Origin of the sequence: Bradyrhizobium sp. Gha (genome assembly GCF_900113735.1) — a bacterium.
Classification (GTDB): domain Bacteria; phylum Pseudomonadota; class Alphaproteobacteria; order Rhizobiales; family Xanthobacteraceae; genus Bradyrhizobium.
In genome coordinates, this window is the sequence record NZ_FOQM01000001.1 from 1 (window position 1) to 22,216 (window position 22,216).

A 22,216-nucleotide genomic window follows, 5' to 3' on the forward strand; every position below is an offset into this window, starting at 1 on the left:
TGCCAACCCTGCGCGAAGGCGACATCGTCATTCTCGACAATCTCGGAAGCCACAAGTCGAAAGCTGTCAGGCAAATGATCCAAGCTGCTGGCGCCAGGCTCTGGTACCTGCCGCCATACTCGCCCGACCTCAACCCGATCGAACAGGCATTCTCCAAGATCAAACACTGGATGCGGCAAGCTCAGAAGCGCACCATCGAGGACACTTGGCGCCACATCGGTCACCTCATCCAGGGCATCCAGCCTCGCGAATGCGCCAACTACTTCGCCAACGCAGGTTATGCTTCCGTCAAAATGTGAAACGCTCTAGCGGATGATCGTCGTCAGCGACGAGTAGCGCCTGTTCGGCCTCGCCTCAGCCGCCGAGAATTGCGCGAAGGCGTCGCTGACGCGCACCGCCGGCGGCGTATCGCCGGCGAAACGGAATTGCCGCGGCTTCGGTGCGTAGAAGCTTGCGCTGTAATAGGCGTCGTCGAAGCGCGGCTCGCCGACGCCGAACAATGCGTCGCAGACGAACAGGAGTGCATAGACTCCCGCGACCGCCACGACGATCTCCTTGAGAACCGACATGCTGATGCCTCGCCCTTTTGTCGTGAGGATGCACGCCGGTTCCAAAGCCGAGGTTTAAGGCGGCCTGCTTCTTGTCCGCACGGTTTGCCGCTGCTGAGTGGATTGCAGACGATTTTATCGATCTCGAAAAGGAGAGCCCGCCTGACCGGGCGAGTCAGGCGGGCTCCCCGGCAATTGCAGCCAGCGCGAGCCGAAGATCAGCCGCGGCAACGGGCCGATCGGCGGTCTCGCCAGGGATGCTTGGGGTTCAGACGACATCGATCACTCCAGAAAGCGAGGCGGGAAGACGAAGATAGGACTCAGAGACTTGCGATGACAGGCGCGAGTTCGAGCGAGCCGCGATAGATCATCTCGAAGGCGACGTAGACGATGATGGCAAGGCCGACATAGGCGATCCAGCGCTGCTTCTGGAGCACGCGGCCGAGCAGATCGGCGGCGACGCCCATCAACGCAACCGACAGAACCAGACCGAAGACGAGGATATAGGGGTGCTCACGCGCCGCGCCCGCAACCGCGAGCACGTTGTCGAGCGACATCGAGACGTCGGCGGCAACGATCTGCAACGCGGCCTGTCTGAACGTTTTGCGCGGCGCGGCCGCGCCGGTCGCGCCGCCAGCAAGGCTGGGCACAAGCTGGTTCGCATGCGTCGCCTGCTCGCGCAGCTCGCGCCACATCTTCCAGCAGACCCACAGCAGCAGCACCCCGCCGGCGAGCAGCAGACCGATCACTTGCAGAAGCTGGGCCGCGACACCGGCAAAGACGATGCGCAATGCGGTGGCCGCAACGATGCCGACGACGATGGCGCGGCGGCGCTGCTCGGCCGGAAGGCCTGCGGCCGCGAGGCCGATGACGACGGCGTTGTCGCCGGCGAGCACGAGGTCGATCAGGACGACCTGGAGCAGCGCGCCCAGGGCGTCGGCGGTGATGACTTCGATCATGTTCGGTCATTTTTGGCAGCGGCGGGATCGAGCCAGTGCGGCTTGCGGCGCTCGATCCAGTCGAACACCTTCGCGCGCGCCCCACGCAGCGCCGGCACGTCCTCGGCGAGCAGCGCGAGACCAAGCGGCAGCATCCAGATGCCGAGCACCGGCAGGAAGGACAGCACGCCGCCGACCACGAGCAGCACGCCCGAAGGAATCCGGACCCAGCGGCTGGACGGTTGCAGGAGATAGTCGACCGCGCCGGCAAGACGCGGCGGCAGCCGACGGACGAGCGCGTCAAGCCGCGGATCTCCACCGGCCGGCTCGCCGCTGTCGCCCTTGGATCTCGTCCTTTGCTCGTTCGAAGCCGTGCTCATGCTCACGCCTTGGCGGCCGCGTTGACGGCCACCGGACCGACCGGCTTCGCGCGCGGCAGCGCCAGCGTCAGCAGCCGCAACAGCTTGATCGCCTGCACCTCGTGCGGATGCACGTCCTCGTCCGCGGCCGCAACGCGCTCCGACAGCGCGATGAGATGGGATGACAGCGGCAGGTCCGAGACCGGCCGCAGCGTCTCGATGACCACATTGGCGAAATCAGGCTCTTCGAGCCGTTCGGCGAGCTCATCGAACATCGCAAACAGGCGATCATCCTCGATATGCGGCGCCAATCCGCGCTCCCTGATGAAGCGGATCACCTCGTCGCGTTCGACCGGCGACACGCGCCGGTCGGCCACGGCGACCAGCGCGCCTGATATCACCAGCGCCACCGCAGCCTGCTCGTTGAAGCTGCGCGGCTCGGTGATTTCGATCTCGATCGGGGTGGACGTGTTGGCGTCAGACATCGTTGCTCCTTTTTTTGCGAAACGGCCGCGCGGAGCTGCGATGGGGACGATTGGGTCGGAGAGAACTCAAGAAGGCCCGACAATCGGCCGATCCATCGCATTCGCGCGGGACAGGTCATCCGACATCGCGAGGTTTGCTGACATGGTCAGCGTCCTCGCCAGAGGGGCCCGGATTCTTGTTCGCTCCAGAAATAAGAGGAGGTCAGCCGGAATCAAGGCAACAGCGTGCGGCTAGCCGCCGCATCCGGTTCCGCGTGAGCGGATTCGTCAAGCAGCCGTGCACGTTTGATGCACGACTGCATCAACACGCAATGACAGAGCGCGCGCCCTATCCCACTCGGTCCACGAGATGCGCGCGCGACGGTGCCGGATCGAACCGGTCGCCGAAATATTGCGTTTCGTGCGCGACCAATCCGTCGCGAAATTCCATGATGCTGACGACGTAGGACGGCACGTTGTCATAAGTCAGCACGAACTCGCTCACCCAGAGATCGCCGGCGCCGATCATCCGCCGGACCGTGAAGCGCTTCTTGTTCGGCTGCACGAAGCGGCTCTGCTGAATGTTCCGGCGGCCGCGGATGCGCTCGCCGGACTGCGGATAGTCGAGCACGGCATCTTCGCGATAGATGTCATGCTCGGCCTCGAAATCATTCGCGTCCGACGCATCCCAATGGCGCTGCAGCGCCGCCAGTTTGGCTTGGTCGTCCATCTCAGTCTCCGCTCTTGAAGCCGACGCCCCGGCGAAAGAAGATATACAATCCGGCCATATTCCGGCTATTGCCGTACCGGAACGGAGAAACGCCATGTACATTCCTCCCGCCTTTAGGGACGACGACGTCGAGAGCATCCGCGCGACGATCCGCGCGGCCCGCCTCGCGAGCCTCGTCACCGCCACCACCGACGGTCCGGTCGCCACACCCTTGCCGCTGTTCCTCGACGAGAGCGAAGGCGAGCAAGGTGTGCTGTACGGGCATGTCGCCAAGGCCAACCCGCAATGGAGGCTGCCGCCGATCGGCGACGCGCTGGCGATCTTCTCAGGTCCCGACGCCTATGTGACGCCGTCCTGGTACGCGACCAAGCAGGAAACCGAGAAGGTCGTGCCGACCTGGAATTACATCGCCGTGCACGCCTATGGCCCCGTTGAATTCTTTCAAGAGCCGGAGCGCCTGCTCGACGTCGTGACACGGCTGACCGGGAAGCACGAAGGAACCCGCGCAAATCCCTGGGCCGTCGGGGACGCGCCCGCGGACTTCATCGCCGCGCAGCTGCGCGGGATCGTCGGCGTGCGCATCCGCGTGATGCGATTTGAGGGCAAGCGCAAGATGAGCCAGAACCGGCCCGAGGCCGATCGCATCGGCGTCGCTGCCGGTCTTGCGGCAAGCGAGAACCATGCCGATCGCGAGGTCGCGCCGCTGATCCCGCTGCCGCGCTGAGGCGCTCGGCGCGGCTCGTCAATTATCCTGCTCGCGCTGCCGATGGGCCTGTTCGGCCCCCCATCCGAGCCCAAGCGTCACCGAGATGAGCGAGCCGAGCAGCACGCCGAATTTTGCTGCGGCCAGCAAGCTCTCATCGGTGAACGCCAGCATGGCGATGAAGATCGACATGGTGAAGCCGATGCCCGCCAGGAGGCCGATGAGTCCGACGCCGGCCCATGTGATGCCCGGCGGCAACCGACATCCGCCCGCACGCACCGCAAGCCAGGTCACACCGATCACGCCGATCGGCTTTCCCGCGCAAAGCGCAAGCCCGACACCAAGCGTCACGAATTGCGAGCCACCGCTGAACTCGACGGTTCTCAAATCGACACCAGCATTGGCCAGCGCGAACAGGGGCATGATGACGTAAGCGACCCAGGGATGCAGCGCCATTTCCACGCGGATCACCGGCGGCACGATCTCGGGCCGCGCGGAGCGGACCGGCGTGATCAAGCCCAGCACGACGCCTGCAAGCGTCGGATGGACGCCAGCCGCGAGGAAGCCCGCCCAGACGACGAAGGCAGGCAGGACGTAGGCAAATGCCGAGCCCACACCGATCCGTTGAAATCCGAGCGCCAGCAACACGCCGAGCGCCGCGACGACGAAGCCATCGAGATTGATCCCGCTGCTGTAGAACAACGCGATGATGAGAACGGCGATGATGTCGTCGATGATGGCCAGCGCCAGCAGAAACACCCTGACATTGGCCGGAACGGATCGCCCCAGCAGCGCGAGCACGCCGATTGCAAAGGCGATATCCGTCGCGGTCGGAACGGCCCAGCCCTGGCTGCGGCCCGCGACATTGTTGAAGCCGAGATAAAACAGCGCAGGAACGACCACGCCGCCGACGGCCGCCAGCACCGGCAGAATGGCCTGATCGAACCTGCTGAGCGCGCCGTCGTGGATCTCACGGCGGACTTCCATGCCGATGACCAGGAAGAACACCGTCATCAGCGCATCGTTGATCCAGAAATGCAGCGACCGGACGAAGACGAACCCGCCGAGATGCAGTGAAATCGGCAGGTGCCAAACGTCATGATAAGAATGGGCGAAGGGCGAATTGGCCCAGAGCAATGCGGCAGCCGCAGCCAGGAGCAGCACGACGCCGCTGACGGCCTCGACATGCAGGAAATGCCGCAGCGTATCGAGCGTTCTTTCGACGAAGGACGGGAGTTTCGACAGGTTCCTGCCGGGCAGCTGATCGTTCACGGGCGCACGCTTTCTGCGTGGCGGCCCGACCATCGCTTGACCTGTCGCTGCGACTTGCAGCGAGCACCCGAGGCCTCTTCTACACGGCAAGCAGACTAACGCAAGTCTCGGACGAGGAACCTCGATGCGGGAACGCTCGTTGATGGACCCGACGACACATCCGCCCCGAAGGTCGCATGTACCGCTGGATCGCATACCACCAGCGCGATCGCGAACGGCCGCGATCTCTATGCGTTTCGCGTCGCCTCAAACCCGCGCCACCAGGCGCGGACGGAACACGGATTCGATGATCGGCACCGGCGCAGCAGCAAGCTTTCGCGCCGACCGGCGCCGCGGGTTGAAGAAGCTGTTCACGAGGATCGGCTCGAAATCGCCCAGCGCGGTTCGCTCCTTCACGAGCAGGCTCATGACCGAGCGCATCTTGATGACTTCCTGCGCCACGAAGCTGCAATCCTCATCGCGGTTGATCTGCTCGTGCATGATCGATTCGGCCTCGCGCATGCTGACGCGGAGTGCTCTGATGGTTCTGCGGAGTTCGTTGATGCGATTGTCCATGGCTGCCTCCCTCTCGGCTGCAACATAAGAACAAAACATGAACATTATGTCAATCGGCAACTGCGCGCGGTCTGGCAGGGCTTGCCGACAAATTAGACAAGGAGCATCACCGGCCGGGAATCGCAACGCCCGACCGCGCCGACGGGCGATCAGGGCCACGGGTGATCTAACCTCCAGTGCAGCCACCGGATTTTCCCCAGCGCAAGCGACGCGCCAGGCTTGCTTGCCGCTGCGCAAACCAACTGGCCCAAAATTCGCAACGACGTTGCAAGCTGGCAATGGCGCAGAGCGGAGAACGTCATGAACGTGCATGCTGCGGGCGATCTCAAGACAGTCGGCCTCACCCATCCGAACGGCACGCCGCTCCGCCTCAACACGAAGGACTTCGTCGCGATCGATCGCAACAAGAATGCGAGGTTCGAGGCGACGTATCGCCCGCAGGCGCTCTATAACCGGGCCAATGAAGGCTTTCACGCCAACAACGAAACCTTCCTGCTCCACGAAGTTGCGACCAACCTGCCGATCTACCGGCCCGACACCGGACCGACCGACTTCCATCTGCATCTTCCGCCAGGCGGCTTTCAGCTCGTTCTGGTCACCTCGGGGGCCTTCACCTTCGACTATGACGGGCGGTTCTACAATGTCGGCCCGGGCGCCGTGATGCTACAAAGCGCGATCGTGCATCGCCAGCTGTTCTACACCTGGTCGGGGCTGTCGACCGAGGAGAACCTGAAGACGCCGCAGACAGTGGTGCCGGATCCGATCTCGATGGGCTATTCGGGCAAATTCCTCGAAGCCTTCATCACCGATCCCACCACCTTTCCGAATCCGACCATCGTCGGGCCGGGTCAGATCGACGAAGCCGAGACACCGCGCGTGGCCTGGGGCCACACTTTGCACGATCGGCCCGCCAATGCCGGCTTCTGGCTTCAGGATCCGCTGGCGCTGGATGCAATGTTCAAGCCGCTCAGCGACGGCTCCGTCAAATCCCTCATGCCGGTGTACGTGCGCGATATCGGCATCGAGACACCGAGCGGTCACCTCGTCACCGGTCACATCATCGCAACCGATCCGCGCGGCCAGTCGCTGCTGCCGAAGAGCACATCGGCATCAATGCACGCCACCACGTTCGCCAGGGGCGAGGTCGTCATCTACCGCGTCATTCGCGGCACGGCCGAGTTCAAGAACAAGTCGTCCGAGACGTTCGAGCTCGCCGCCGGCGATGTCGTCACCGCCGGCAACGGCTCGATCAGTCTCATCGCTGTCGGCGAGAACACGCAAGTGCTCCGGCTCGGTCTTCTCAAGGGCATCGAGAACCTTCGCAGCTGGACGCCGACGCAGCGCGACGAGATCGACGGCCTCGCCGGTCAGATCATCACGCAGAAGGACATTCGTCCCCTGCGCACCGAAGGCAAGCCGGTCGGATATCTCTACGCGTAGCCGAGAACGCTGCAGCTTCTCCTCCGTTGCGGGTCTTGCCCGTCCGCAAATGCTGCTGGTACTTCATAGGCGACCGAGATGCGCCTGGAGCACCTGCTTCGCCCGTGAGTCCCGACATCACCAGAACCTGCGGAAGCTGCACTGCCTGTTGCGATGGCTGGCTGCAGATCGAGGTGCGTGGGCACAAAGTGCGCAAGGGACAACCTTGCCCGTTCAGCGTCGCGCATCGGTGCACAATCTATCCGGAACGCCCGCAGCATCCCTGCCGCGAGTTCGTCTGCGGCTGGCTGGTTGCTTCCAGCCCGCTGCCGGATTGGATGCGGCCGGATCAATCCAGCATGATCATGCTGGCCGCCAATTTCTTCTGGCGCGGCCTCCCGGTCGACGTCGTCGTCCCGGTCGGCGAGCAGCCGAAGAAGAAGGCCATGGACTGGCTGATGCGGTTTTGCACCGAGAAGAGACGGCTGCTGGTCTATCAGAGCGGCGACGAATGGTTCGCGTTCGGACCGCCGGCGTTTCAGACCGACATCGCCGGCCGCCTCGGACGCGGCGAAACGCCCTGGGGCGATTAAAGCAAGCCGCGGAAATCATTCGCCCTTTCGGGCTGCATCCGGTTCACCGCAATGCGGCAGATCGACGCGCGACATGGTTTGTCAGAAATAGTTGCTTTCCGGACACAGTCGGTGGCGAAAGCGAACGCTAACCTACCAGCCTCATTGTATATGGCATCTGGCATACATTAGCTTCCGTTTTATCCCGGACCCCATCTGAGAGTCCGCGGCGATAAAGGGGAAACCAGATGAGGAAGGCCTTTTTGCTCAGCACGGGCTTTGCGGCCCTGTGTGCAACCACAATCAGCCAACCTTTGCGAGCTGCAACCATCGAGGATGTCGTTGCCCGCCTCGATGCGCTCGAGCGCAGCAACGCCAAGCTCGCGAAGGAGAACGCGCAGCTTCGCGAACGCGTCAATCACATCGGCGCGCCCAGGGCTGCGGCGACGGCGGTGGCGCCGGCTTCACCCAAGGGCAATCCCGTTCTGCATGCGGCGGTTGCTCCCTCACCGGCGCCCGCGGCGCCCGAGCACACCGTCGTCAGCATCGGCGGCGCTCCGCTCTACAGCAAGGCGCCCGGATCCAATCCGTTCATCGACAACACCACCGTGACGCTCTACGGCCATGTCGATCTTTCCGGCGACGTCTTCAATGCCGGCGTCTACGACCAGGGCACGAAGTTCGGCGTCTCCAGCAACCTCACCTACTTCGGCATTCGCGCGCGGCACAATCTTGACCCCTACGGCTATCCCGGATGGGCCGCCGTCGCGCAATTCGAATCGCTCGTGGAGGTCGCAGCCGTTCCGACCGAACGCGCGGCGTTCGGCACGCGCGACAGCTTCCTCGGCATGGAGAGCCCGTGGGGCACGATCAAGGCCGGCAAGGCGGACACGCCCTACAAGAAGGCCACGGCGAAGTTCGATCCGTTCTCGGCCACGCTCGGCGACTACAACTCGATCATGGGCAACACCGGCGGCGATCTGCGCGCGGAGTTCGATTGGCGCGCGGGGCATGCGGTCTGGTATGAATCGCCTGTATGGAACGGCTTCCAGGCCTCGGTCATGGTCTCGCCGGGCCAGAACACCGCCAAGGACAACAGCGACTACGCGCTCGGCGATTTCAACTGCCCGGCGACGTCATCGCGCGGCAGCGGCTCGGGCTTCCCGCTCACATCGGCGCCGGAGGGCTGTACCGATGGCTCTTACGGCAATCTTTACAGCGCATCGCTGACCTACAACCAGGCTGGGTTCACGGGCATCGCCGCTTACGAATTCCACGAAGGAACCAACCGGACCGGCGACGAGGCGGTGACCGCGCTGAGCAATGGCAGCGTTCTCACCGTGCCGGCGGGTGCGGTCGGCATCGCCAACGAGTGGGCTGCAAAGCTGGGCGCGGGCTACAAGTTCAACGACATGATCGGCAGCCTGCAGCTCTACGGCATCTACGAAGTGATGCGCCGCGAGCATACGGTCGCCGCCTTCAACGAGCGTTCGCGCGACGGCTACTTCCTGAGCGCGACCCAATCGGTCGAGAAGTGGGACGTCAGTGCATCCTGGGCTCATGCCAACGCCTCGCCGGGCTCGCCGGGCACCGGCGTCCTCAACGCGTATCCCACTCCGGGGGTCGCGGTTTCGGCGCCGGCGGGTGCCGCCGACTTCGCGCTCAACGCGGTGGACTCCAGCGCAGACCAGTACGCGATCGGCGTGAAGTACCATTTCAGCCCGTTCGTGAGCTGGTACATGGTCGGCAGTTACTTGCGCAACGGACCGGGCGCGCATTACTGCCTCGGTGTCAGCGGACACGGCTACGGAGTGTGCGGACGTGACGCCAACAACAACGTCATTGCCGGCAACAAGGCCGAAGCGGTCACGACAGGCATGACGTTCGACTTCTGACCGGGAACAAGACCGCGGGGAGCCGGTCACGGCTCCCCGTCGGCGCCCTACTCCGCCGCCTGGCGGACGTGGCGCGCGGTCGGGGTGCGCATCGTCACCAGCTCTTCGGCCGCGGTCGGATGCAGCGCGATGGTCGCGTCGAAATCGGCCTTGGTCGCCTTCATCTTCACGGCAATCGCGACCACTTGCGTGACCTCGGCGGCGCAATCGCCGACGATGTGGCAGCCGAGCACGCGGTCGGTCGCGCCGTCGACGACGAGCTTCATCAGCACGCGGGTGTCGCGGCCGGACATCGTCGCCTTGATCGGGCGGAACGTCGTCTTGTAGATGTCGACGTGGCTGAATTGCGCACGCGCTTCGGTCTCCGTCAGACCGACCGTGCCGACCTCCGGCTGCGAGAACACCGCGGTCGGGATCGAGGAATGATCGACCTGCACCGTACGCTTGCCGAACACGGTGTCGGCGAAGGCATGGCCCTCGCGGATCGCGACCGGCGTCAGGTTGAAGCGATGGGTGACGTCGCCGATCGCGTAGATGCTGTCGACCGAGCTCTTGGAGAAATGGTCGACCGCGATGCCGCCGTTTTTCGGATTGATGGCGACGCCGGCGTTCTCCAGGCCGAGATTGGCGACCGCCGGATGCCGGCCGATCGCGAACATCACCTGGTCGGAAGCAATGCTCGAACCATTCGACAGGTGCGTGGTGAATTCCTCGCCGTGGCGATCGACCTTGTTGACCGTGCAGCCGGTGAGGATGGTGATACCCTGCTTCTCCATCTCAGCTCGGACGTGGGCGCGAACGTCCTCGTCGAAGCCGCGCAGGATGTTGTCGCCGCGATAGATCACGGTGACGTCGGAACCGAAGCCGGCGAAGATGCCGGCGAATTCCAGCGCGATATAGCCGCCGCCCTGGATCACGATTCGCTTCGGCAGCTTCTTCAGATGAAAAGCTTCGTTGGAAGAGATCACATGCTCGATGCCGGGGATTGCGGCGCCGTGGTTGGGCGCGCCGCCGGTGGCGATGAGAATGTATTTTGCGCTGATCTTCCTGTCGTCCGCGAGCAGGCGGACGGTGTGCTTGTCCTCGATCACCGCGCGGCTCTTGACGATCTGCGCGCCCGACTTCTCGACATTGGTCGTGTAGGCGGCCTCCAGTCGCGCGATTTCCTTGTCCTTGTTGGCGATCAAGGTCGGCCAGTCGAAGGTCGCGGTCGGAACGGTCCAGCCGAAGCCGGCGGCATCTTCCAGCTCGTGGCGGAAATGCGAGCCGATCACGAACAGCTTCTTCGGCACGCAGCCACGGATCACGCAGGTGCCGCCCATGCGGTACTCTTCCGCGATCATCACGCGGGCGCCGTAGCCGGCGGCGATGCGGGCGGCACGCACGCCGCCCGAACCACCACCGATGACAAAGAGGTCGACGTCGAATTCAGCCATTGTCCACTCCGACCTCTCCTAAAGCGTGATCCCGATTCTGATCAGATAGGTACCGTCAGATTTCCTTGCCACGCTTCCTCATCTCGGCGCGGAACGCGCTCGCGACGACCTCGGAGAAATTCCGCGCCCAGTCGTTCATGACCTGCATGCTGAGGCTGATGGCCTTGGGCTCGTTGGTGAGCAGCTTCTGGCCGAGCGGCGACTTGTAGAACGTGACGAGATCCTTCAGCTCCTGCTCGGTGAACTCGCCGGCGTAGACCCCCACCATGCCATCGCCGATCTCCGACTCACGGCCGGCCAGCTGTTTGGCGATGATGGGAGCGAGCTCGTTGAGATCCTTCTGGTAGTTGAGGTTCTGTCCGATCAGCGTGGTCTTGACCTTCTCCACCATGCCGGGCACGGCGCCGGCGTACATCGCGCTGGCATTCTTCAGCTGCAAAATCTCCTTTGCCGCGGCAATCGCCCCCGGGGTCGGTGCTGCCGGGGCCGCCTGCGGTTGCGCGATCGCAGGCGCTGCCCCCAGAGCCAATGCGAAGGCGAGGCACGCAGCGGGCACGATCTTCAAGACGCTCTTCATTCCTAGTCTCCTTTCGGCTTACGCCGTTCAATCACGCGGATTCCCTCGCCACCCGCCAAAACAGCCGAGCTGGCCAAGCCGATGAACAATCCATGCTCGACCACGCCGGGGATCGCGCTCAACGCCTTGGCGAGGCTCGCCGGATCGGCAATACGTCCGAGCTGGGCATCGACGATCCAGTGGCCGCCATCGGTGACGAAAACGTGGCCATCTTTGGCTTTGCGGACCGCCATTTGCCCGGAAACGCCGCATTCCGCAAATGCCTTCTCGATGGCGCGACGGGTCGCGCCAAGCCCGAACGGGATCACCTCGACCGGCAGCGGAAACTTGCCGAGCATCGGCACCCATTTGGTGTCATCGGCAATGACGATCATGCGATCAGAGGCGGCTGCCACGATCTTTTCGCGCAGCAGCGCACCGCCGCCACCCTTGATCAGGTTGAGCTCGGGATCGATCTCGTCGGCACCGTCGACGGTGATGTCGAGATGGTCGATCTCATCGAGCGTGGTCAGCTTCACGCCGCAGCGCTCCGCATCCGCGCGGGTCGCCTCGGAGGTCGGAACACCGATCACCTTCAGCCCGGCGGCGACGCGCTCGCCCAGCAGTTCGACAAAGTGTTTGGCGGTCGAGCCGGTGCCGAGACCGAGCTGCATGCCGTCGCGCACCTCGTCCAGGGCGCGTGCCGCAGCCTGCCGCTTCAACTGGTCCATGTTCACGTTTGCGCCCGCCTCTCAAAGTCAGGAATGCCGCCGGCAAACCGGCTTGCGGCGGCCTATGTAGCCTCGTTTTCCTCGCCGGAACAGGCCTCAAGCGGATCTTATAGCCCCGCCCCTTGCGTCGGCCTGGCCGGACCGATAGCGCTTCTTGCATGACCTCGCCCTACACCCTCGTCTTCGATCTCGACGGCACGCTTGTGGATACGGCGCCCGACCTGATCACCGCCCTGAATTATGTGCTCGACCGCGAAGGCCTGCCGCCGGTGCCGATGGCCTCGGCCCGCAACATGATCGGCGCCGGTGCGCGCAAGCTGATCGAGCGGGGGCTGGAGGCCGAGGCCCGCACGGTCACGCCTGCCGCCATGGACCGACTGACGGCTGATTTCATCAGCTATTACGCCGACCATATCGCGGTCGAATCCCGCCCGTTCGAGGGGCTGCTCGACGCGCTCGACCTGTTGGCGGCGCAGGGCCATCGCCTCGCGGTCTGCACCAACAAGCTGGAATGGCTGTCGAAGCGGCTCCTGGATCAGCTCGACCTGACCCGGCGGTTTGCAGCGATCTGCGGCGCGGATACGTTTGGCGTCCAGAAGCCCGATCCGGCCATCTTCCGCGAGACCGTGGCCCGGGCCGGCGGCGAGGTCAAAGCCAGCATCATGGTCGGCGACGCCGGAACCGACGTCGGGGTGGCCCGGCGCGCCGGGGTGCCGGTGATCGGGGTCAGCTTCGGCTATACTGATGTGCCGATCGCCGAGCTGAAGCCTGATAGGCTGATCCATCACATGCGGGAGCTGCCGCCTGCCGCCCACAGCCTGATGGCGGCCCGGGCATCGGCAAGGCTCTGAGAGAGCTCGGATATCCTGAGGAATCGCGCATTAACCATCTATTAACTATGCGCAGCCGGCCGGTTGCTTGCCTGAAACGACGCCCCTATGGTCCCCGCGGGGTTATGTGGCGGTTCGTCGCAGTAGAAGTGGATGGTCATGCGTCGTGTCATCGCGATTGCGTTAGCGGGGGGAAGCCTCCTGGGAGCAACAAGCCTCGGTGGCTGCTCCTCGATGTCTTGGGACATGTTCAAATCGACGCCGCCGACCGCCCAGGTCCGGCTCGAATCCAATCCGCCGGGTGCTGACGCCACGACCTCGCTGGGTCCGGGCTGCAAGACCCCCTGCTCGGTCTCGGTAGCCGCGCCCGACGCTCCGTTCACGGTCGCTTTCGCGCTACCAAAATACCAGCCGACCAGCATACCGGTGAATGTCATCAAGAATGCCGGCGATTTCACCACGCCTGCTTCGGTGACCACCGATCCGAATCCCGTTTTCGCGGAGCTCCAGCCGGCGCTGCCGCCGAAGCCCGTGAAGAAGAAGCTGCACCGGCCGAAGCGGCCGCAACCGGCCGCGGCCGCACCCGCCGCGGCGCCGGCCGACGCTGCGCCGCCGCCCGCTGCGGGCTCGGCGTTCCCCGATCCGAACGCGGGCAAGCGCTGATCCAGGTTTCAATCTTCGTATACCACCCGATTGTCTCAGCCGCGTCCGATGCTTAGATTGCATCTACAGCACGGCTGAAGCAAAGGTGCGCCCGTCGCCGTAAGTGACAAGGCAGCTCGTATGAACGGATCTCCCGCGACCTCCCTCGCCTCGGCGAGCCCCCGCGCCGCGCTGTCGAGCGCGATGACCGATCCGTTCGGTCGGACGATCTCTTACTTGCGCGTCTCGGTCACCGATCGGTGCGATTTGCGCTGCTTCTATTGCATGTCGGAAGACATGACATTCCTACCCAAGGCGGACCTGCTGACGCTCGAGGAACTCGACCGGCTCTGCTCTGCCTTCATCGCCAAGGGCGTGAAGAAGCTGCGGCTCACCGGCGGCGAGCCGCTGGTCCGGCGCAACGTGATGTCGCTGGTGCGCTCGCTCTCGCGCCATCTCACCAGCGGGGCGTTGGGCGAGCTCACGCTGACCACCAACGGCACGCAGCTGGCAAAGCATGCCAGGGAACTCGCCGATTGCGGCGTCCGCCGCATCAACGTCTCGCTCGATACGCTCGATCCCAAGAAATTTCGCGAGATCACGCGCTGGGGCGAGATCGACAAGGTGCTGGAAGGCATCGAGGCCGCGCGCGCTGCGGGCCTCGCCGTGAAGATCAATGCGGTGGCGCTGAAGAACCTCAACGAGGACGAAGTCCCCGGTCTCCTGCGCTGGGCCCATGGCAAGGGCATGGGGCTGACCCTGATCGAGGTGATGCCGATGGGCGAGATCGGCGCGGGCCGCATCGACCAATATCTGCCGCTGTCACTGGTACGCGCCCGTCTCGCCCAGCAATTCACGCTGACGGATCTGGCCGAAAGCACCGGGGGCCCGGCGCGCTATGTCAGCGTCGCGGAGACCGGCGGCAAGCTCGGCTTCATCACGCCGATGACCCACAATTTCTGCGAATCGTGCAACCGCGTCCGCATCACCTGCACGGGCACGCTGCACACCTGCCTCGGCCACGAGGATGCCTCCGATTTGCGCAAGCCGCTGCGCGCATCCAGCGACGATGAGCTGCTGGCGGCTGCGATCGACCGTGCCATCGGACTCAAGCCCAAGGGCCACGATTTCATCATCGACCGTCGCCACGACCGGCCCAGCGTCTCCAGGCATATGAGCGTCACCGGCGGCTGAGGATTCGCGCCCGCACGGTCTGTCTTGAGCTTTTGCGACTTAAGCTTTTGACGCGCCGATAATTTGCCCATTTTCCGATTGACGGCGCACAAGCCCGCTGGTTTGGTGCGACCGCCTTTGCTTGCCCGGCAACGATAAGCCGGCCCGCCCCGTTGGCGGTCGCGGTCAAGACGGCAAGGCACGAGGGGAGGACTGACGCTGCAATCGCTTCCGGACCCGTGCGATCGCGTGTTGATCGCACGCTGACCGGGCGTTGCGCGCCGAAGCCTCCCGCAGAAGTGTTAGGCCGCGACGGAGAGAAAGTAAGATGCGTCCCTTGCTGGCGTTGAGCAACGCCATCGACGCCCTCAATGAAAAGATTGGGTACGTCTGTAACCTGCTCGTGCTCCTCGCCTGCCTGGTCAGCGCGGCCAACGCCATGATCCGCTACGCCTTCAGCTACTCCTCGAACGGCTGGCTGGAGCTGCAATGGTACATGTTCGCGGTCCTGGTGATGTTCGGATCGTCCTACACCTTCAAGCGCAACGAGCATGTGCGGGTCGAGATCTTCTATCTGACCCTGTCCGAGCGCGGCCAGCTCTGGCTCGACCTGATCGGCACGCTGTTCTTCCTGATCCCCTCCTGCCTGCTGCTCGCCTATCTGTCGTGGCCGTTCTTCATGCAGGCCTATGACGTCGGCGAGATGTCCGGCAATGCCGGCGGCCTGATCCGCTGGCCGATCAAGTTCGTGATCCCCGCCGGCTTCGTGATGCTGGCGCTCCAGGGCATTTCCGAAGTCATCAAGCGTATCGCGGCTCTCCAGGGCTATGTGACGATCGACGCCAAGTACGAGAGGCCGACCCAATGATTACGCTGGAAATGATGCCGCCGTTGATGTTCGGCGGCCTGGTTCTGGCGATGCTGATCGGCTTCCCCGTCGCCTTCACGCTTGCCGCCGTCGGTCTCTCCTTCGGCTTCCTCGCCATCCATCTCGGATTCTTCGACCTCAACTTCCTGCAGGCGATCCCCGGCCGCGTGTTCGGCAGCGTGCTCTCCAACGAGCTTCTGCTCGCGATCCCGTTCTTCACCTTCATGGGCGCGATCTTGGAGAGATGTGGACTGGCCGAAGACATGCTGGATTCGATGGGCCAGCTGTTCGGCCCTGTCAGAGGCGGCCTCGGCTATTCCGTCATCATCGTCGGCTTCATCCTCGGCGCCATCACCGGCACGGTGGCGGCCCAGGTCATCGCCATGGCGCTGATCTCGATGCCGGTGATGATCCGCTACGGCTACAACATGCGCTACATCACCGGCGTGCTGGCGGCCTCGGGCACCATCACGCAGCTGGTGCCGCCCTCGCTGGTGCTGATCGTGCTCGCCGACCAGCTCGGCAAGTCGGTCGGCGACATGTATCTCGGCGCCTGGGGTCCCTCGGTGTTCCAGATCCTGCTGTTCGCCGGCTACACCTTCGTTCTCGGCCTGATCAAGCCCGACCACGTGCCGCCGGTCCCGAAGGAAGCGCGCACGCTGACCGGCTGGGCTTTGTGGAAGAAGTGCCTGATGGGCATCATCCCCTCGGCCGTGCTGATCTTCGTCGTGCTCGGCACCATGATGATGGGCCTTGCGACCCCGACGGAAGCCGGTGCCATGGGTGCGGTCGGCGCCATCGTGCTCGCTGCGATCCATCACAAGGATTTCTCCTCGACCGACCGCAAGATCCTGATCGTGGGGGTGATCGCCGCCGGTATCGGCACCATCGTGGCGATGCTGTTCACCGAGAACCTGATCTTCAAGGTCTCGTTCGCGCTGACTTATCTCGCCGTGGCCTGGATCTGCATCTCGGCCGCGCGCATCCCCGAGCTGCGTGACCTCATCAAGCAGGGATACGAATCCACCATGCGGCTCACCTGCATGGTCACCTTCATCCTGATCGGCTCGACCTGCTTCTCGGTGGTGTTCCTCGGCGTCTCCGGCGGCGTCTGGCTCGAGCACCTTTTGACCTCGCTGCCCGGCGGCGTCTGGGGCTTCCTGATCTTCATCAACCTCTTCATCTTCTTCCTGGCGTTCTTCCTCGACTTCTTCGAGATCGCCTTCATCATCCTGCCGATGATCGCGCCGATCGCACAGAAGATCCTCGGCCCCGTCGTCGGCGACGGACCGGCGCTGATCTGGTTCGGCGTCATGCTCTGCGTCAACATGCAGACCTCGTTCCTGCATCCCCCGTTCGGCTTCGCGCTGTTCTACCTGCGCGGCGTGGCGCCGAAGGAAGTGAAGAGCTCCGACATCTACTGGGGCGCGATGCCCTGGATCGGACTGCAGATGATCATGGTGCTGATCGTGATCGCCTTCCCGGTGACGGTGACGGGCCTGCTGGACAAGCCTGTCAACGTCGACCTCGACAAGGTCAAGATCGAGGTGCCGCAGATCGATCTCCCACCGCTGGATCTCGGCCCGCCGCAGAAGTAGCGGCCACGGCCCTCGCGGTCATGCTCCGCCTCCGCGGAGCATGGCGCGCGTGACAGGCGCGGCAAAGACGGGCATACCGGACGTTCCTTCAATTTGGGAATGCCGCGCATGCTCCGATCGCTCCCCGCTCGCTCGCTCGTTCGTCCGCTGATCGCCTCGTTCTGGCTCGCCTGTGCGGCAAGCATCGCGCAGGCCGATCCGGTGGCTGACGTCCAGGCGCTGGCGCAGAAGGAGCAGCAGCCGCTGCTCGACACGCTGCGCGACCTCGTCAACATCGAAACCGGCAGCAGGGACGTCGAGGGCCTGAACGTGATTGCAGGGCGCGTCGCCGACCAGCTCAAGCAACTCGGCGGCACCGTGGAGATCCTGCAGCCCGCCGACATCTATCGCCTCGACGACACGCCCGAGAAGATCGGCCCGGCCGTCCATGCCGTCTTCAGGGGCACCGGCACCAAGAAGATCATGCTGATCGCCCACATGGACACGGTGTACCTGAAGGGCATGCTGAAGGATCAGCCGTTCCGCATCGACGGCGACAAGGCCTACGGCCTCGGCATCGCCGACGACAAGCAGGGCGTCGCCCTCGTTCTCCATACCGTGGCGATGCTGCAGAAGCTGAACTTCAAAGACTACGGCACGCTCACGGTCCTGACCAATGGTGACGAGGAAATCTCCTCGCCCGGCTGGCGCAGCACCATCACCAGGCTTGCTTCCGAGCAGGACGTGGTGTTCTCGTTCGAGAGCGGCGGCGCCGACGGCACGCTGCGGCTCGCCACCAGCGGCATCGGCTCGGCCTATCTCACGGTCCACGGCAAGTCGTCGCATGCGGGCGCGAGGCCCGAAGGCGGCATCAACGCGCTCTACGAGCTTTCGCACCAGGTGCTGCAGATGAAGGACCTCTCCAGGCCGGAGCAGGGCCTGAAGCTGAACTGGACGGTCGCCAAGGCCGGCACCAACCGCAACGTGATTCCGGCCGAAGCCACGGCGCAGGCCGATGCGCGCGCGCTCAAGGTGTCCGATTTCGACGAGCTCGAAAAGACATTGCAGGAGAAGATCAAAAATCGCCTGCTGCCGGATTCCAAGGTCGAGCTCAAATTCGAAGTGCGCCGCCCGCCGCTCGAGGCCAACGACGCCTCGCGCCGCGTGGCCGCCTACGGCACGACGATCTACGGCGAGATCGGACTGCCGCTGAAGGTCGACGAGAAGGCGACCGGCGGCGGCACCGATGCCGCGTTCGCCGCGCTCAAGACCAAGGGTGCCGTCGTCGAAGGCATGGGCCTGTCAGGCTTCGGCGCGCACTCCAACGACGCCGAATATGTCCAGATCAACAGCATCGTGCCGCGTCTTTACCTGACCACGCGCATGATCATGGATCTGTCCACCGCGAAGCTGAAATAGCGGGCCCCTTCTTCCTTCTCCCCTTGCGGGAGAAGGTGGCATAGGCGGCCTTCGGCTGCCGTTCTTAAGAACGCCGATGCTTCGCATCGGCTATGGCGCCGGATGAGGGGTCGTTTCAGCGCATTCAAGTGAGAGCGGGACTCGCGGAGACAGACCCCTCACCCGGCTTCGCCTTCGCGAAGCCACCCTCTCCCGCAAGGGGAGAGGGTACACCGTCACTGCCGCGCGACTCTTGACTCAAGGCCCTCCTCAGCCAGCCTGAACCGCAGCGTGAACTCGGCACCGCCGCCGGGTAGGTTGCCCACCGCGACCGTCGCGTCATGATCGTCGGCGACGCCGCGCACGATCGAAAGGCCGAGACCGGCGCCGTCCGTGCGCTGGCGATCGCTGCGCCAGAAGCGCTGGAAGATCAGCTCGCGTTCGGCTTCGGCAACGCCGGGGCCGCAATCGCGCACGCGTACCGAACCGTCGTCGCCGACCTCGACATCGACGGAGGTCTCCTTCGCGGTGAACTTGATGGCGTTTTCGGCGAGGTTGAACACCGCGCGCTGGAGCATCTCGGAATTGCCGTGGATCAGCACGGGCGCGTCCGCGCCTTTGAGCGCGATGTCCTTGTGCTGCGCAATCGCCAACGGCGCGATCGCGCCCGACCACTTCGGCGCAGACGGCACGCAAATCAGCGGTCTCGCCGGGATCGAGCACCAGCGTGTCGAGTTCTGCGATCTCCAGCAATTGGGCGACGATGCGGCTCATGCCCGCGATGTCGTCATGCAGCGCTTGCCTGGCCTCTCGATCGCCAAGCATCTCGATCCGCGTGCGCAGGATCGCAAGGGGCGTGCGCAACTGATGGGCCGCGTCGGCCGTGAACTGGCGCTGCACGCGAAAACCGTCCTCGAGGCGGTCGAGCGCCTGGTTGACCGCCGTGACGAGCGGCACGATCTCGCGCGGAATCCGCTCGATCGGCAGGCGAATGTCCGTGCGGGCAGGGCCGATATTGCTGGCCTGTTCCGAGGCCTTCCACAGCGGCGCGATGGCGCGGCGGAAGATGATGATGTCGATGGCGAGCAAGATCAGAAGAATGGGAATGGTGATCCATCCGACCCGACGGAAGAAGTTGGACACGATGTCGTCGGTAATGACGTCGCGGTGGGACAGATCTTCCCCAACCCTGATGTGCACGGTCGTGCCGCCGATCGTCTGCGTCACACCCGCGCCCGAAATCGTGTCCGACCCCACGTCGCCGGTCTTGCGGTGCGAGGAGAATAGCAGGCGGCCGTCGCCATCGCGGATGTCGTACTGGTAGCGGCCGTAAGCCTCCGAATAGAGACCGCGAAGACTCTCCGGCAGATTGAACGTCACCTTGCCGTCGCCCTGGACCGCGATACGCTCGGCCAGCGCCTCGGCCTGGGCCCGCATCGCAGCGCGATGCAGCTGATCGATCTCCGAGTTCAGCAGCCAGAACAGGACCAATGGCAGGAAAATCGCGACCACTGCGACCGCGATGATGTGCAGGAACACGATGCGCGAGATCAGCGATTTGAACGACGGTGCGCGGGCTTTGGCTCCGGCCTCGTATCCAGTGCTGGACCCGTTCTGCGATCCGACCCGGGCCACGCTATTTCTCCTCGGCCATCATGTAGCCGACACCGCGGATGGTATGGATGACGACCCTGGCGCCGTGCTCGGTGAGCTGCTTGCGCAGGCGGGAGACATAGACCTCGACCGCATTGGAGGCGACCTCGCCCTCGAGCCCGAAGATATGATCCTCGACATTCTTCTTCGGCACCACCCGGCCCTGCCGCCGCAACAGGATCTCCAGCACCGATGTCTCGCGCGAGGAAATGATTCGCGGCTTGTCGTCGATGAAGATCTGGCGGCTCTCGGTGTCGTAGACGAGATTGGCGAGCCGCAACGAGCGGCCGAGCAGCTGGCCCGGACGGCGCAGGATGGCCTCCAGCCGCGCAACCAGCTCCTCCATCGCGAACGGCTTTGCGAGATAATCGTCGGCGCCGCTGCGCAGGCCGGTGACGCGGTCCTGCACGCCGCCGCGTGCGGTCAGCACCAGCACCGGCAGCGGCTCCATCTGCCGGCGCAGCTCGCGCAGCACCGACAGGCCGTCGCCGTCGGGCAGGCCGAGGTCGAGAATCATCGCGGCATAGCTGACATTGTGTACCGCCTCGCGCGCCTCCTCGGTGCCGCCGACGATATCGCTCTCATAGCCGGCCGCCGCCAGCCCGCTGGCAACGAGCCGCGACAGCTCGACATTGTCCTCGACGATCAGAAGGCGCATTGCACGTGGGTTCCGACAATTGTCATTCGGGCGGTGGGACGCATATTGCTACTCCCATTCGACGTGAATGGAAGTGCCGATCTGCCAGTCACATCGAAAAAGCATCACACTCGAACGAGGGTCGCTACCACGCTCGCTTGAGAAAAATTGAGGTGCGCTCAATCATGGCGATCCGCCGCCGATCGTCGAAGTGCGGATGGTCTGCGACCAGACCTGCAACTGCTGGCCAACGCGCTATCGGGAACGCCGGCCGCTGCTCGCCGATCGCCCTGATCTCGCCTGTCGGCAGCCTGCAACGGAGCGCCCTGCCCTCGGCGATTACAACGGTCACTACCGCACCGGACCCGCAACCGGCGTCGGGTTTGACAGTCTCGGTGCCCGCGAATTGCCGTTCCCGTTCTGAAGCAGAACTCATCGCAGGCTTGAGCAGCAACTGCCGCTCATCCGAGATAGCCGGACACGCCGTCCCACAGCAGCTTCAGCGCGGTGACGACGAGCAAGCCGTAGCAAGCGCGAAAAATCTGCCGCTGGTCGAGCCGCGCGTGCAGGCGCCAGCCGAGCCAGACGCCTGCGGGAACGGCGAAGAGGCAGATCGCCATCACGATCCATTCGTTGCCGCTCGGCCGCGTCAGCAGCAGCCATGGCACCGCCTTGGTCGCGTTGCCGACAGTGAAGAACAGGCTGGTCGTCCCGGCGTAGACCTCCTTGATGAGACCAAGCGGCAGCAGGTACATCGCCAGCGGCGGTCCCCCGGAATGCGCGACCATGGTCGTGAGGCCGGAGGCAAGCCCTGCAGCGATCGCTTTCGGCCTCGAGCGCGGCGCAATGACCAGCTTCGGATCGCCAAAAAACCACAGGCCGACGAAAATCAAGGTCACGACGGCCATAACGATCGCGACGGCGCGGTGGTCCAGCACACGGAACAGGAAATAGCCGAGAGCGATGCCGATCACGAGTCCGGGCAACAGCAGCGCAAGATCTGGTTTCGACCAGGTCGAGGGCTTCCAGTAGCGCAGCGCGAACAGGTCCATCGCAACGAACAACGGCGCGAGCAGGCCGCCAGCCGTCACGGGGTCCATGACGAACGACAGCAGCGGGATGCCGACGATCGAGAAGCCACCGCCGAACGCCCCTTTCATAAAACAGATCAGAAACACGCCGGCGAAAGCGATGAGGACGGTGCTGACGGTCAGATCCATATTCGCCTCCGCGGCCGCCTGGCGATCCGTCCCTCTATGA

At 64.2% G+C, this 22,216-nt stretch carries 24 protein-coding genes and 1 pseudogene; 11 read left to right on the top strand and 14 right to left on the bottom strand.

Going from position 1 to position 22,216, the window contains the following annotated elements:
• Positions 1 to 299 (top strand): transposase (locus tag BM222_RS00005; RefSeq protein WP_143105872.1); only part of this gene is annotated, 299 nt, incomplete at its 5' end.
• 6 nt (positions 300 to 305) lie between these two features.
• Here BM222_RS00005 and BM222_RS00010 read toward each other — a convergent pair.
• The 5 genes from BM222_RS00010 to BM222_RS00030 form a co-directional block, all read right to left on the bottom strand.
• Positions 306 to 569, bottom strand: a complete 264-nt coding sequence (locus BM222_RS00010; RefSeq protein ID WP_092226056.1) for a hypothetical protein — start codon at positions 567 to 569, stop codon at positions 306 to 308.
• A 299-nt stretch (positions 570 to 868) separates the two neighbouring features.
• Positions 869 to 1,507, bottom strand: coding sequence for a TerC family protein (locus BM222_RS00015; RefSeq protein ID WP_092226059.1), 639 nt, complete (start codon positions 1,505 to 1,507; stop codon positions 869 to 871).
• Positions 1,504 to 1,866 (bottom strand): hypothetical protein, encoded by a 363-nt coding sequence (locus BM222_RS00020; RefSeq protein ID WP_177242923.1) that lies wholly within the window; start codon positions 1,864 to 1,866, stop codon positions 1,504 to 1,506. Before BM222_RS00020 ends, BM222_RS00015 begins: the two co-directional genes overlap by 4 nt.
• Before the next feature lie 2 nt (positions 1,867 to 1,868).
• Positions 1,869 to 2,330, bottom strand: coding sequence for a tellurite resistance TerB family protein (locus BM222_RS00025; RefSeq protein ID WP_092226062.1), 462 nt, complete (start codon positions 2,328 to 2,330; stop codon positions 1,869 to 1,871).
• Positions 2,331 to 2,658: 328 nt separating this feature from the next.
• Positions 2,659 to 3,039: a nuclear transport factor 2 family protein gene (locus BM222_RS00030; protein WP_092226065.1), complete on the bottom strand. Its 381-nt coding sequence runs from the start codon at positions 3,037 to 3,039 to the stop codon at positions 2,659 to 2,661.
• Between the two features lie 94 nt (positions 3,040 to 3,133).
• Here BM222_RS00030 and BM222_RS00035 point away from each other — a divergent pair, with 94 nt between their 5' ends.
• Positions 3,134 to 3,763 (top strand): FMN-binding negative transcriptional regulator, encoded by a 630-nt coding sequence (locus BM222_RS00035; RefSeq protein WP_092226067.1) that lies wholly within the window; start codon positions 3,134 to 3,136, stop codon positions 3,761 to 3,763.
• 18 nt (positions 3,764 to 3,781) lie between these two features.
• Here the strand turns inward: BM222_RS00035 and nhaA are convergent, their stop codons facing one another.
• Both nhaA and BM222_RS41780 read right to left on the bottom strand, forming a co-directional pair.
• Positions 3,782 to 5,014, bottom strand: coding sequence for a Na+/H+ antiporter NhaA (gene nhaA, locus BM222_RS00040; RefSeq protein WP_244546963.1), 1,233 nt, complete (start codon positions 5,012 to 5,014; stop codon positions 3,782 to 3,784).
• A gap of 246 nt (positions 5,015 to 5,260) precedes the next feature.
• Positions 5,261 to 5,569: a hypothetical protein gene (locus BM222_RS41780; protein ID WP_349509842.1), complete on the bottom strand. Its 309-nt coding sequence runs from the start codon at positions 5,567 to 5,569 to the stop codon at positions 5,261 to 5,263.
• A gap of 300 nt (positions 5,570 to 5,869) precedes the next feature.
• Between BM222_RS41780 and BM222_RS00050 the strand changes: the two genes are divergently transcribed.
• From BM222_RS00050 to BM222_RS00060, 3 genes are all read left to right on the top strand, one after another.
• On the top strand, positions 5,870 to 7,009 hold the full coding sequence (locus BM222_RS00050; protein WP_092226782.1) for a hypothetical protein: 1,140 nt from the start codon (positions 5,870 to 5,872) through the stop codon (positions 7,007 to 7,009).
• A gap of 173 nt (positions 7,010 to 7,182) precedes the next feature.
• Entirely contained in the window at positions 7,183 to 7,581 is a 399-nt protein-coding gene (locus BM222_RS00055; RefSeq protein ID WP_143105873.1) for a hypothetical protein, read from the top strand.
• Positions 7,582 to 7,808: 227 nt separating this feature from the next.
• Positions 7,809 to 9,455, top strand: coding sequence for a porin (locus tag BM222_RS00060; RefSeq protein WP_092226071.1), 1,647 nt, complete (start codon positions 7,809 to 7,811; stop codon positions 9,453 to 9,455).
• Between the two features lie 47 nt (positions 9,456 to 9,502).
• On the opposite strand, the gene gor is transcribed toward BM222_RS00060, so the two are convergent.
• Genes gor through rpiA form a run of 3 tightly spaced genes read right to left on the bottom strand, consistent with a single transcriptional unit; the run spans position 9,503 to position 12,184 of the window.
• The gene (gene gor / locus BM222_RS00065; RefSeq protein ID WP_092226074.1) at positions 9,503 to 10,891 is read right to left on the bottom strand and encodes a glutathione-disulfide reductase; all 1,389 of its coding nucleotides are present in this window, start codon (positions 10,889 to 10,891) and stop codon (positions 9,503 to 9,505) included.
• Positions 10,892 to 10,946: 55 nt separating this feature from the next.
• Positions 10,947 to 11,468: a DUF2059 domain-containing protein gene (locus BM222_RS00070; protein ID WP_092226076.1), complete on the bottom strand. Its 522-nt coding sequence runs from the start codon at positions 11,466 to 11,468 to the stop codon at positions 10,947 to 10,949.
• A 2-nt stretch (positions 11,469 to 11,470) separates the two neighbouring features.
• A complete protein-coding gene (gene rpiA / locus BM222_RS00075; protein WP_092226077.1) occupies positions 11,471 to 12,184 on the bottom strand; it encodes a ribose-5-phosphate isomerase RpiA in 714 nt (237 codons plus the stop codon).
• Positions 12,185 to 12,336: 152 nt separating this feature from the next.
• Between rpiA and BM222_RS00080 the strand changes: the two genes are divergently transcribed.
• The 6 genes from BM222_RS00080 (at position 12,337) to BM222_RS00105 (ending at position 18,687) form a co-directional block, all read left to right on the top strand.
• Complete coding sequence (locus BM222_RS00080; RefSeq protein WP_092226079.1) at positions 12,337 to 13,029, top strand: HAD-IA family hydrolase; 693 nt, start codon at positions 12,337 to 12,339, stop codon at positions 13,027 to 13,029.
• 138 nt (positions 13,030 to 13,167) lie between these two features.
• The gene (locus BM222_RS00085; RefSeq protein WP_092226783.1) at positions 13,168 to 13,671 is read left to right on the top strand and encodes a hypothetical protein; all 504 of its coding nucleotides are present in this window, start codon (positions 13,168 to 13,170) and stop codon (positions 13,669 to 13,671) included.
• 120 nt (positions 13,672 to 13,791) lie between these two features.
• Positions 13,792 to 14,844 (top strand): GTP 3',8-cyclase MoaA, encoded by a 1,053-nt coding sequence (gene moaA, locus BM222_RS00090; RefSeq protein ID WP_092226081.1) that lies wholly within the window; start codon positions 13,792 to 13,794, stop codon positions 14,842 to 14,844.
• A gap of 307 nt (positions 14,845 to 15,151) precedes the next feature.
• Positions 15,152 to 15,691: a TRAP transporter small permease subunit gene (locus tag BM222_RS00095; RefSeq protein WP_092226082.1), complete on the top strand. Its 540-nt coding sequence runs from the start codon at positions 15,152 to 15,154 to the stop codon at positions 15,689 to 15,691.
• Complete coding sequence (locus tag BM222_RS00100) at positions 15,688 to 17,289, top strand: TRAP transporter large permease (protein WP_092226084.1); 1,602 nt, start codon at positions 15,688 to 15,690, stop codon at positions 17,287 to 17,289. Before BM222_RS00095 ends, BM222_RS00100 begins: the two co-directional genes overlap by 4 nt.
• A gap of 108 nt (positions 17,290 to 17,397) precedes the next feature.
• A complete protein-coding gene (locus tag BM222_RS00105) occupies positions 17,398 to 18,687 on the top strand; it encodes a M20/M25/M40 family metallo-hydrolase (protein ID WP_092226784.1) in 1,290 nt (429 codons plus the stop codon).
• 124 nt (positions 18,688 to 18,811) lie between these two features.
• Here BM222_RS00105 and BM222_RS00110 read toward each other — a convergent pair.
• From BM222_RS00110 to BM222_RS00125, 4 genes and pseudogenes are all read right to left on the bottom strand, one after another.
• Positions 18,812 to 20,220 (bottom strand): annotated as a pseudogene (locus BM222_RS00110) (sensor histidine kinase).
• Positions 20,221 to 20,302: 82 nt separating this feature from the next.
• Positions 20,303 to 20,977 carry a response regulator transcription factor gene (locus tag BM222_RS00115; RefSeq protein WP_092226086.1) on the bottom strand — a complete coding sequence of 225 codons (675 nt, stop codon included), beginning with the start codon at positions 20,975 to 20,977 and terminating at the stop codon, positions 20,303 to 20,305.
• Positions 20,978 to 21,101: 124 nt separating this feature from the next.
• Complete coding sequence (locus tag BM222_RS39710) at positions 21,102 to 21,410, bottom strand: hypothetical protein (protein ID WP_143105874.1); 309 nt, start codon at positions 21,408 to 21,410, stop codon at positions 21,102 to 21,104.
• Positions 21,411 to 21,417: 7 nt separating this feature from the next.
• On the bottom strand, positions 21,418 to 22,176 hold the full coding sequence (locus BM222_RS00125) for a sulfite exporter TauE/SafE family protein (protein WP_092226090.1): 759 nt from the start codon (positions 22,174 to 22,176) through the stop codon (positions 21,418 to 21,420).
• Positions 22,177 to 22,216: the final 40 nt, after the last annotated feature.